Source organism: Peptoniphilus indolicus ATCC 29427, from assembly GCF_000227315.1.
Taxonomy (GTDB): Bacteria; Bacillota; Clostridia; order Tissierellales; family Peptoniphilaceae; genus Peptoniphilus; species Peptoniphilus indolicus.
Genome location: NZ_JH165061.1, coordinates 95,061 through 107,639, shown reverse-complemented (window position 1 = coordinate 107,639; position 12,579 = coordinate 95,061). Strand labels below are relative to the sequence as shown.

Annotated in this window: 7 protein-coding genes; all 7 read left to right on the top strand. The window is 35.5% G+C overall.

Annotated elements, in window-relative coordinates:
- Positions 1-541: isoprenylcysteine carboxyl methyltransferase family protein (locus tag HMPREF9129_RS00485; RefSeq protein ID WP_004819177.1), on the top strand; the 541-nt coding region annotated here is incomplete at its 5' end.
- Positions 542-785: 244 nt separating this feature from the next.
- Positions 786-4,544, top strand: coding sequence for a DNA-directed RNA polymerase subunit beta (gene rpoB / locus HMPREF9129_RS00480; RefSeq protein ID WP_004819176.1), 3,759 nt, complete (start codon positions 786-788; stop codon positions 4,542-4,544).
- Between the two features lie 35 nt (positions 4,545-4,579).
- Entirely contained in the window at positions 4,580-8,161 is a 3,582-nt protein-coding gene (gene rpoC / locus HMPREF9129_RS00475) for a DNA-directed RNA polymerase subunit beta' (protein WP_004819174.1), read from the top strand.
- A gap of 257 nt (positions 8,162-8,418) precedes the next feature.
- On the top strand, positions 8,419-9,192 hold the full coding sequence (locus tag HMPREF9129_RS00470; RefSeq protein WP_004819172.1) for a DUF6612 family protein: 774 nt from the start codon (positions 8,419-8,421) through the stop codon (positions 9,190-9,192).
- A gap of 309 nt (positions 9,193-9,501) precedes the next feature.
- Positions 9,502-9,915 carry a 30S ribosomal protein S12 gene (gene rpsL, locus HMPREF9129_RS00465; RefSeq protein WP_004819171.1) on the top strand — a complete coding sequence of 138 codons (414 nt, stop codon included), beginning with the start codon at positions 9,502-9,504 and terminating at the stop codon, positions 9,913-9,915.
- 91 nt (positions 9,916-10,006) lie between these two features.
- Positions 10,007-10,477 carry a 30S ribosomal protein S7 gene (gene rpsG, locus HMPREF9129_RS00460; protein ID WP_004819168.1) on the top strand — a complete coding sequence of 157 codons (471 nt, stop codon included), beginning with the start codon at positions 10,007-10,009 and terminating at the stop codon, positions 10,475-10,477.
- 12 nt (positions 10,478-10,489) lie between these two features.
- Positions 10,490-12,559, top strand: a complete 2,070-nt coding sequence (gene fusA / locus HMPREF9129_RS00455) for an elongation factor G (RefSeq protein WP_004819166.1) — start codon at positions 10,490-10,492, stop codon at positions 12,557-12,559.
- Positions 12,560-12,579: the final 20 nt, after the last annotated feature.

The following is a 12,579-nucleotide window of genomic DNA, read 5'->3' as shown; positions in this document are numbered from 1 at the left end:
TATTATGCAAAGATATTCTATTTATGTAATTATAGTAATAGTTTTTGCCATAAGATTAGCTTTTTTAAAGATATCTAAAGAAAATGAAAGAGCGATATTAGCAAGTGGTGGAAGAGAATATGGAGTTACAAATACTAAGCGAATAACAATATTACACATACTATTTTATTTTGGTAGTTTAGTTGAAGCGTTAGTTAAGAAAGTAGAATTTGATAAAGTTAGTTTGATAGGACTAATATTAGTAATATTTTCAATGGTAGTTTTGTATTCGGTGGTTAATATATTAAAAGGAATATGGACTGTAAAACTTATGATAGCAAAGGGACATAAGTTTAATAGCCACTGGTTGTTTGATACATTTAAGCATCCTAATTATTTTCTAAATATTATTCCTGAGCTTATAGGAATAGCATTGATTTGTCATAGCACAATCACAAGTATTGTAGTGCTTCCACTTTACATGATAGTGCTGTATATAAGAATTAAAGAAGAAAATAAATTAATAGAAACCGTTATAAAACCAAACGGCATATTAAAATAGATAGAGCGTGTTAATAATTTTTGATTATTAGCACGTTTTTATTTAGAATTATCATAAATAATCTACTGAGGTTTATTTTATTTACATATAAATTTATTTTCTAAAAAATAAAAAAGCATTGTAAATCCTTGCAAAACTTGTGTAACAATGTTAAAATAATTAATTGCAAAATTATAAAAATGGATTAGTGTTCTCTAAATTAGGCGACAGTAAATCTGTCTTGAATTTAAGGGGTGATTATTAATTGGCACATCCTGTGAAATATGGGAAGAGAGAGAGAATGAGCTTTTCTCGAATACCAGAGGTACAAAATTTACCAAATCTTCTTGAAGTGCAGACAGCCTCATTTGATTGGCTAATCAAAGAGGGTTTGAAGGAAGTTTTTGATGAGGTATCTCCTATCGAGGATTACTCAGGTAACTTAATACTTGAATTTGTAGATTATTATGTATCTGCAGAACGTAAGTATTCAATAGACGACGCAAAGGAACGTGACACAAATTATTCTGCGCCTTTGAAAGTTAAAGTAAGACTTATCAATACTGAAACTGGAGAGGTTAAGGAACAAGAAGTGTTCATGGGAGATCTACCACTTATGACACCAACTGGAACATTTATTATAAATGGTTCAGAACGTGTTGTGGTATCTCGACTTGTTAGAAGCCCGGGAAGTTACTACAAAGTAGAAACAGATAAAACCGGAAAGAAATTATATTCAGCGACTGTTATCCCAAATCGTGGAGCATGGCTTGAATATGAAACGGATGCTCAAGGCGTTATAAATGTAAGGCTTGATAGAACAAGAAAAATTCCTGTTACTATTCTTATGAGAGCTATAGGCGTCGAATCTAATATGGAAATAACTGACATATTAGGAGAAAGTGAAGCATTGCTGAAGACTTTAGAGAAGGATTCTACTTCTAATAAAAATGAGGCATTACTTGAAATTTATAAGAAGCTTAGACCTGGTGAGCCACCTACTATAGAGTCTGCTGAATCATTGTTTGAAAACATGTTTTTTGACAATAGAAGATATGATTTAGCTCATGTAGGTAGATATAAGTTCAATAAGAAACTTGGTATTTCAGCAAGAATTGAAGGACACTATGCAAGTACTGATGTAGTTAATCCTGAAACTGGTGAAATAATAGTAGAAGAAGGAAACAGGTTCACTGAAGAAACGGCAAGAGCTGTTGAAAATGCAGGTATTAATAAACTTATTGTAACTGTTAAATCGATTCGTGAAGATGAACCAGATAGAGATGTAATTGTTATTGGAAATAATTTTGCATATCCAGATGATTTTGAACTACCTTTTGATTTAAAAGAGTTAGGATTTAAAGAAAAAGTTTATTATCCTCTATTTAAAGAAATCGTAGAAGAATTTGAAGGCGATGAAGAAAAGTTAAAACAAGAATTAAAGAAAAATTATCGACTACTTAGTCCTAAACATATAACTGTAGATGACATCATCGCATCTGTAAACTATGAATTTGGACTTTCATTTAACGTTGGGGTAGTAGATGATATTGACCATTTAGGAAACAGAAGAATTAGATCTGTAGGAGAGCTTTTACAAAATCAGTTTAGAATTGGCATTTCAAGAATGGAAAGAGTTATACGTGAAAGAATGACTGTTCAAGATGTAGATGCTACAACTCCTCAATCGTTAATAAATATAAGACCTGTAACAGCTGCTATTAAAGAGTTCTTCGGGTCATCACAACTTTCGCAATTTATGGACCAAAATAACCCTCTATCAGAATTAACTCACAAGAGAAGGCTATCTGCACTAGGGCCTGGTGGGTTGAGCAGAGATAGAGCTGGCTTTGAAGTGCGTGACGTCCATAATTCCCATTATGGTAGAATGTGTCCTATTGAGACACCAGAAGGTCCTAACATAGGACTGATAACTTCGCTTACAACATATGCGAGAATTAATGAATACGGATTTTTAGAGACTCCTTATAGAAAAGTAAAATTTGGAGAAGGAATTGTAACTGATGAAATTGAATATATAACTGCTGATGTTGAATATGAGCAAATTATAGCTCAATCTAATGAGTTACTTGATGAAAACGGAAAATTTATAAATGATAGAGTAGTTGCAAGGGGTCATGAAGGGGTAGTAGATATCTTCGACTCTAAGGAAGTAACTTACATGGACGTATCTCCTCAACAAATAGTTGCAGTAGGTACAGCAATGATTCCTTTCCTTGAAAACGACGATGCGAACAGAGCCCTAATGGGTGCCAACATGCAACGTCAAGCAGTTCCTCTATTAAAAACAGAAGCTCCTATAATTGGTACTGGTATTGAGTACAGAGCAGCTAAGGACTCAGGGGTAGTTATTGTATCTAAAGAAGATGGTGAGATAACTAAAGTTGATGCCACAGAAATAGTTGTCAGAAGGGATTCTGATGGAGTTAAGGATAGATATGAACTTCATAAATTTATCGGAGCTAACCAAGGAACTACTATAAATCAAAGACCTATCGTAAAGAAGGGACAAAAAGTTAAAAAAGGCGAAATCATAGCCGATGGGCCTTCTACAGATATGGGTGAAATGGCGTTAGGTAAAAACATACTTATAGCTTTCATGAACTGGGAAGGTTACAACTATGAAGATGCGATGCTAGTAAATAAAGACTTAGTAATAGATGACACTTTGACTTCTCTTCACATTGAAGAATATGAATCAGAAGCTAGAGATACAAAACTTGGGCCTGAAGAGATAACTCGTGATATTCCAAATGTTGGCGATGATATGTTAAAAGATTTGGATGAAAGAGGAATCATCAGAATAGGCGCTGAAGTAAAACCGGGAAATATTCTTGTAGGCAAGGTAACTCCTAAGGGGGAAACTGAACTATCAGCTGAAGAAAGACTTTTACGTGCTATTTTCGGAGAAAAGGCTAGAGAAGTAAGAGATACTTCGCTTAGACTTCCTCACGGAGAGCAAGGTATTGTTGTAGATGTAAAGACTTTTACAAGAGAAGCCGGAGATGAACTTCAACCTGGCGTAAATGAAATGGTCAGAGTATTTATAGCTACAAAGAGAAAGATTCAAGTCGGAGATAAGATGTGCGGTCGTCACGGTAACAAGGGGGTTATCTCAAGGGTTATGCCTGCTGAAGATATGCCTTATATGCCAGATGGTACACCTATACAAATAGTATTAAATCCACTTGGGGTACCTTCTCGTATGAACCTTGGACAGGTATTGGAAGTTCACTTGGGACTTGCAGCTAAGAAACTAGGCTGGCATGTTGCAACTCCAGTATTTGATGGGGCAAACGAAGAAGATATTCAAAAGGCTTTGAGCCAAGCGGGATATCCTATAGATGGAAAAATTCAATTGAGAGATGGTAGAACAGGTGAGGAATTCGACCACCCTGTAACTGTTGGATACATGTATATGCTTAAACTTCACCATTTAGTAGATGAAAAGATTCACGCAAGAAGTACCGGACCTTATTCTTTAGTAACGCAACAACCTCTTGGAGGCAAAGCACAATTTGGTGGACAAAGATTTGGAGAAATGGAAGTTTGGGCTCTTGAAGCTTATGGTGCAAGTTATACTCTTCAAGAAATGTTGACAGTAAAGAGTGATGATATTGTTGGACGTGTTAAGACGTATGAAGCAATTGTAAAGGGAGAAAACATTCCTCAACCGGGAGTGCCTGAATCATTCAAAGTATTGATTAAGGAACTTCAATCATTAGCTCTTGAAATAAAAGTTTTGGATGAATACGGACAAGATGTTGACCTTGAAGTTGACGAAGATGATTTAGACAGAATTGATAACATTTCAAATAATGATGAAGAGATAAAAGGCCTTATAGAAAATAACCAAGCTCCTACTCAAGGTGCGATTAAGAGAATTTCTACAGATGATATAGAGGCTCTTGAAGAAGGTTATGAAGAAGAGAACGAAGAAGATGAATTAGATGGTCATTATGAAGAAGATTTTAGTTCTTATGATGACTCTGATGATGAGTAACTTATTTATAAGCTACAGAAAGGAGAGAATGCTCCTTGAGCGAACACGAATTATTTCACTCAATTAAAATAGGGCTAGCTTCACCTGAAAAAATAAGACAGTGGTCTTATGGAGAAGTTAAAAAGCCGGAAACTATAAATTATAGAACGCTAAAGCCTGAAAAAGAAGGTCTATTCTGCGAAAAGATATTTGGGCCTACTAAGGACTGGGAGTGTAGTTGCGGTAAATATAAGAGAGTAAGATATAAGGGTGTAGTGTGTGAAAAATGCGGAGTTGAAGTGACAAAGGCAAAAGTTCGTCGTGAGAGAATGGGCCACATAGAACTTGCAGCTCCAGTATCTCACATTTGGTACTTTAAAGGGATTCCTTCAAGAATGGGACTTGTACTTGACATGAGTCCAAGAGCTCTTGAAAAAGTTCTTTATTTTGCATCTTATATAGTAACTCATGTTGAGAGAGAAGCAGACTTGCCTCTTTATCAAAAACAACTTTTAACAGAAATAGAATACAGAGAATACAAGAGAGAATACGGCGACCAATTTACTGCTAAAATGGGAGCTGAAGCTATAAAGGATTTACTTCAAAGCATAGATTTACAAAGAGAATCTGAATTATTAAGCGCTGAATTAGAAGCGGCAACAGGACAAAAGAAAGTTAGAATTTCAAGAAGATTAGAAGTTATAGAAGCTTTTCTTCAATCAGGTAACAGACCTGAATGGATGATACTTGAAGCGGTGCCTGTAATCCCACCAGACATAAGACCTATGGTTCAATTAGACGGTGGAAGATTTGCAACAAGCGATTTAAATGACCTTTATAGAAGAATCATAAACAGAAACAACAGACTTAAGAAATTATTAGATATCAATGCACCAGATATCATTGTAAGAAATGAAAAGAGAATGCTTCAAGAAGCAGTCGATGCACTGATAGATAATGGTAGAAGAGGAAGACCTGTTACAGGACCTGGAAACAGAGCGCTTAAATCTCTTTCCGAGATGCTAAAGGGTAAGCAAGGTCGTTTCAGACAAAACTTACTTGGAAAGCGTGTTGACTATTCAGGACGTTCAGTAATCGTAGTAGGCCCAGATCTTAAATTCTACCAATGCGGTCTTCCAAAGAATATGGCGCTTGAATTGTTCAAACCATTTGTAATGAGAGAACTTGTTGCACAAGGTTATGCACACAATATCAAGAGTGCGAAGAGAATGGTTGAGAGAACGAGGGAAGAAGTTTGGGATGTGCTTGAAGAAGTAATAAAAGACCATCCAGTACTTCTAAACCGTGCACCGACACTTCACAGACTTGGTATTCAAGCTTTTGAACCAGTGCTTGTAGAAGGAAAGGCTATTAAACTTCACCCACTTTCATGTACAGCATATAATGCCGACTTCGACGGGGACCAAATGGCTGTCCATTTACCACTGTCAACAGAAGCACAAGCAGAAGCAAGACTTCTTATGCTATCTACAAACAATATACTAGGCCTTAAAGATGGTAAACCTATCGCAACTCCAACTCAAGATATGATTTTAGGTTCTTATTATCTAACTTTAGATATAGGGGAATCTAAAAAAGGAGATGGAATGGTATTTACCAGCGAAGATGAAATGATGCATGCATACTATGCAGGTTTCTTACATCTACAAGCTCACGTAGGAGTTAGAAGATACGCTGATGAAAATGACAGATGGGGTAAAATTGTATATTCTACAGTAGGTAGATTTATAATGAACAGCTTCATACCTCAAGACCTTGGATTTGTTGACAGAAATGTCGATAAATATTCTCTTGAAGTAGATAAAGTAACTGATAAAAAGTTGCTTGGCAAGATAATAGAAAAAACTTACAAAAAACATGGCAATATAGTTACCGCTAAATTGCTTGACAATATAAAAGAAAATGGATACCACTATTCAATTATTGGAGCTATTTCAATTTCAATGGGCGACGTTGAGGTACCAGAATCAAAACCTGAAATCTTAGCTCAAGCTAAAGCTGAAGTAGATAAATACGAAAAAGCATTCCGTAGAGGTTTGATTTCAGACGAAGAAAGATATGAAAAGGTAATAGACATTTGGAACAAGGCTACAGATGATTTGACAGACGATGTAATGGAAGGCTTTGATAGACTTAACAATATTTACATCATGGCGGACTCAGGAGCCAGAGGTTCTAAGAACCAAATCAGACAGTTGGCCGGAATGAGAGGTTTGATGGCTTCTCCATCTGGTAGAACTATCGAGGTTCCCATTACATCTAACTTCCGTGAAGGACTTTCAGTACTTGAATTCTACATGTCAGCGCATGGTTCCAGAAAGGGACTTGCGGATACAGCACTTAGAACTGCGGACTCTGGATATTTGACAAGAAGACTTGTAGACGTTGCTCAACAAGTAATCATCAAAGAAGAAGACTGTGGAACTGACGAGTATTTAGTTGCAAGAGATTTCAAGGATGGAAAAGAACTTATAGAAGGATTAAAAGATAGAATTGAAGGAAGATATTCTTTTGAAGACATCGTACATCCTGAAACTAAAGAAGTATTAGTATACGCAAACCACGAAATTTCTGATGATGATGCAGAAAAAATAGTTGAAGCTGGAATAAAAGAAGTTAAAGTTAGAACTGTATTAGGCTGTAAAGCTAAGACAGGAGTTTGTGCTCATTGCTACGGACGTAACTTGGCAACTGGAAACCACGTTGACATTGGAGAAGCTGTAGGGGTAATAGCAGCTCAATCAATAGGTGAACCTGGTACTCAGCTTACAATGAGAACTTTCCACACTGGTGGGGTTGCATCTGCTGCGGACATCACACAAGGTCTTCCTCGTGTTGAAGAACTTTTTGAGGCTAGAAAGCCTAAGGGATTAGCAGTTATTTCAGAAGTTGAGGGGACAGTTGAAATTAGAGAGCAAAACAGAAAGCGTGAAGTTGTTGTAACGCCAAGAGATGGAGAATCTCATAGCTACAACATAGTTTACGGGGCAAGACTTAAAGTTAAAAATGGCGACTATGTAGAAAAAGGACAAGAGCTTACTCAAGGTTCCGTTTACCCTCAAGACTTATTGAGAGTAATGGGAGCTAAGGGAGTTGAAGAATACATCGTTAAAGAAGTTCAAAGAGTTTATAGACTTCAAGGGGTAGACATCAACGATAAGCATATTGAAATTATAGTACGTCAAATGTTGTCTAAGTATAAGATCGATGATCCGGGGGATACAGAATTCCTACCAGGCTCATTGGTTGATGCAACTGAATACAAGTTGACTAACAAACAAATGATAGAAGAAGGTAAAAATCCTGCTATCGGAGAAGTTAATCTACTTGGTATAACTAAAGCTTCACTTGCTACAGATTCATTCTTATCAGCAGCATCATTCCAAGAAACAACAAGAGTTCTTACAGATGCAGCGATAAAAGGCAAGGAAGATAAATTACACGGACTTAAAGAAAATATCATAATAGGTCAGTTAATTCCTGCAGGTACAGGAGCAAGACAAAATAAACTTGTACAACTAGATGTAGATGAAAAATTAAAAGAAAATTATTTACTTCTTGAAAATTCAGAATTCATTGATGAAAATGAATTTGAAGAAGAAGTAGTAGTAGAATAGAAATAAAATCCGTCGGAGAAATCTGGCGGATTTTTTGTATGCTTTTGGATAAGAAAATATAATTACTAATAAAAGTATGTTTAAAAAAGTTTACTTTACTGGGATTGTGTGATAGAGTGAAGAAAAATAGAGGAATATATTTGTTTAATGGTGTCGCTTAGAAAAGATATAAGAAGTTTCACGATGGCAAAATTATAATTGATAAATATAAATTACAGGGGTTAGTTATAAATAAAGCAAAGTATAGGGAGGTTTCTATGAAAAAATATTTGATGGTTACGTTAATTGTTGTAATGTTTTTGATAGGTTGTTCACAAGGGACAAAAAGCAATTTGAGTGAAGATACTGAGGCTGTAAACAAAAAAGAAGTATTTTCAAAATTATTAAGAGAAAAAGATTTAATGAGTTATGTTGTTAAGACTAAAAGTGAAGCGACATTTAATGCTCAGTCTGATGAGAAAAAAGAAGTAACTAATTCAAATGGGACTGTTGAAATGATAAGGGAGCCTAAGATATATCACGCAAAATGGGAAGGCATAAGTGATAACACTAAAAATGAAAGCGAAGTTTATATCATAGACAAAGAGAATTTTTATAGAGAAAACAAAGGGGAATGGAATAAGAAAACAATTGACGATATGAACGACAATAAAGAAGACATACCTACTTTTGTTGCAAAAACTACATTTGATTCAAACTCTATTTTGGAAAATCTTGAAAGTTATTATGAAATCGTAGAGTCGCAAGATATTTATATATTAAAGCTTGAGTCCAACTCAGATAATATAAGTGAAATTGAAAATATTCTTTTTGGAAAAGATGAGAGCAATTCATTTATAGGAGAGTTAACTTCAATAAGAGCTGAATTTTCTTTTGAAAAAGATACATATCAGCCTATTTCATTTGAGTGGGAAGCACGCTTTTTAAATAAGGAGAACGACGAAGTTACACAGTTAAAACAAAGCGGAAATTATGAAAAAATAAATCAACTTGAAAAGATAGAAGTTCCTGAAGAGATTAAAAATTTATAGTGAAGGAGTTATAAAAGTTTTTAGAAAATTTTTGAGAATACAGTTTAGTATTTTAGTAGTTGGACTTAATCTAAAATAAATAATTTAAATTTTTAGGACCTAAGAATACCTTTTGTGATATATTTTAGGTCTTTTTTTGGTTATAAGTATTCTAAAGCTACAAAATTAGAGAAATATTGGCTAAATAAAGTTGACTTAAAACAGGTTGAATGATATACTTATTGAGTATTTTGATAGCTATTTAAGACTACCTTTAAAGGTAGTCTTAATGTGTGTGTTGGAATTTACTAATTTTATGGAGGTGAAAGAATGCCAACTATTAACCAATTAATCAGAAAAGGTAGAAAGAAAATTGAAACTAAATCAAAGTCACCAGCTCTTGATGTTAACTATGATTCACTAAGAAAAGTTGAAACAGAAGTAAACTCACCACAAAAGAGAGGGGTTTGTGTAGCAGTTAGAACAGTAACTCCTAAGAAACCTAACTCAGCGCTTAGAAAAGTAGCCAGAGTTCGTCTTACTAATGGATACGAAGTAATGGCTTATATCCCAGGGATAGGACACAATCTACAAGAGCACAGTGTTGTACTTATCAGAGGTGGAAGAGTTAAGGACCTTCCAGGGGTTAGATATCACATTGTTCGTGGAACACTTGATACAGCTGGAGTTGACAACAGAAAACAATCAAGATCTAAATACGGTACTAAGAGACCTAAGAAATAAGATTGATTTGATTTAACATTCTTTATATAGATTTTTTGGCTTACGTTAATCGAGTACCAATGAATCGACTAAATAGTTAAGGAGGGAAGTTATGCCAAGAAAAGGACACATCCAAAAAAGGCAAGTAATGGCTGATCCTGTTTATGATGATGTAATCATCACAAAACTTATCAATAACGTAATGTTAGATGGTAAAAAGGGTACAGCACAAAGAATTGTATACAATGCTCTTGAAAATATTCAAGGGGAAACAGGTGAAGAAGCTTTAGAAGTATTCTACAAAGCTCTTAATAATGTAATGCCTGTATTAGAAGTAAAAGCAAGAAGAATCGGTGGGGCTACTTACCAAGTACCTATGGAAGTTAGACCTGAAAGACGTCAAACACTTGGACTAAGATGGTTGGTTAAGTATGCAAGAGCTAGAGGTGAAAAAACTATGGCTCAAAGACTTGCGAAAGAAATACTTGACGCATCTAACAACTTAGGAGCAAGTGTGAAGAGAAAAGAAGAAATGCATAGAACAGCAGAAGCCAATAAGGCATTTGCTCACTATAGATGGTAAGGGAGGAAGCCCATGGCTCGTGATATACCTTTAAATAGAGTAAGAAATATTGGTATCATGGCTCATATCGATGCCGGAAAAACCACTACTACTGAACGTATACTTTATTATTCAGGTAAAATCCATAAAATAGGCGAAACACATGAAGGTGGAGCGCAAATGGATTGGATGGAACAAGAGCAAGAAAGAGGTATCACAATTACCTCAGCTGCAACAACTGCAAATTGGAAGAATCATAGACTTAATATCATTGATACTCCGGGACACGTTGACTTCACTGTAGAAGTAGAAAGATCTCTAAGAGTTCTTGATGGTGCAGTAGCCTTGTTTGATGCAAAGAGTGGTGTAGAACCGCAATCTGAAACTGTTTGGAGACAAGCAGATAGATATGGTGTGCCTAGAATTGCACATATCAATAAAATGGACGTTACAGGAGCTGATTTCTTTAGATCAGTTGCTACAATAGATAAAAAATTACAAGGCAACCCGGTGCCTATTCAAATCCCAATGGGAGCTGAAGACACATTTATCGGTATGATTGACCTTGTAGAAATGAAAGCTGAAATCTACAAGAATGATGACGGTACAGAAATTGAAGTTACTGACATTCCTGAAGAATATAAAGCTCAAGCAGAAGAATATAGAGAAAACTTGATTGACAAGGTTGCGGAGTTTGATGAAGAACTTATGATGGCATACCTTGAAGGTGAAGAAATCTCTAAAGAGCAAATTAAAAAAGCTATAAGAAAAGGTACAGTAGATGTTAAGATAACACCATGTACTTGTGGATCTTCTTATAAGAACAAAGGGGTACAATTACTTCTTGACGCTATTATAGATTATCTACCATCACCATTAGATATTCCGGCAATCAAGGGAACTGATGATGACGGAGAACCTATAGAAAGACACGCTTCAGACGAAGAACCACTATCAGCATTAGCATTTAAGATAGTTTCTGACCCATTCGTTGGTAAGTTAGCTTACTTTAGAGTTTACTCTGGGGTATTGAAATCAGGTTCTTATGTATATAACTCAACTAAAGGTAAGAGAGAAAGAATCGGACGTATTCTTTTAATGCATGCTAATAAGAGAGAAGAAATTGATGAAGTATATGCAGGAGAAATCGCTGCAGCTGTTGGTCTAAAAGACACTACAACAGGTGATACACTTTGTGATGAAAAATCAAAAGTAATTCTTGAAAAAATGGAATTCCCAGAACCGGTAATTTCTGTTGCTATTGAACCAAAATCAAAAGCATCTCAAGAAAAAATGGGTATTGCACTTCAAAAATTAGCAGAAGAAGACCCAACATTCAGAACATACACTGACGAAGAGACAGGTCAAACTATAATCGCAGGTATGGGAGAGCTTCACCTTGACATTATCGTAGATAGACTTTTAAGAGAATTCAAAGTTGAAGCAAATATCGGTAATCCACAAGTATCTTATAGAGAATCTATTACTACAGCTTCTGAAGGCGAAGGTAAATATGTTCGTCAATCAGGTGGTCGTGGACAATACGGTCACTGTAAGATCAGAGTTACACCTCTTGAACCGGGTTCAGGATTTGTATTCGAAAACAACATTGTTGGGGGTGCTATTCCTAAGGAATTCATCGGACCTACACAACAAGGTATCGAAGAAGCAATGCAATCAGGTGTACTTGGTGGATATGAAGTATTAGACGTTAAAGTTGAACTATATGATGGTTCTTACCACGATGTAGACTCTTCAGAAATGGCATTTAAGATTGCTGGATCTATGGCATTAAGAGATGCACTTGCAAAAGCAAATCCGGTACTTCTTGAACCAACAATGAAAGTAGAAATAACAACTCCAGAAGAATACATGGGAGATGTTATCGGAGATATAAACTCAAGACGTGGAAGAATGGAAGGTATGGAACTTGTAAATGGTGCACAAATCATAACAAGTTATGTACCACTAGCAGAGATGTTTGGATATGCAACATCACTTCGTTCAAACACACAAGGTAGAGCTAACTACTCTATGCAATTTGACCACTATGAACCAGTACCTAAGAACATTTCTGACGAAGTTCTTGGAGACAAAAAGTAAGATCTTTAAGGAGGAATTAC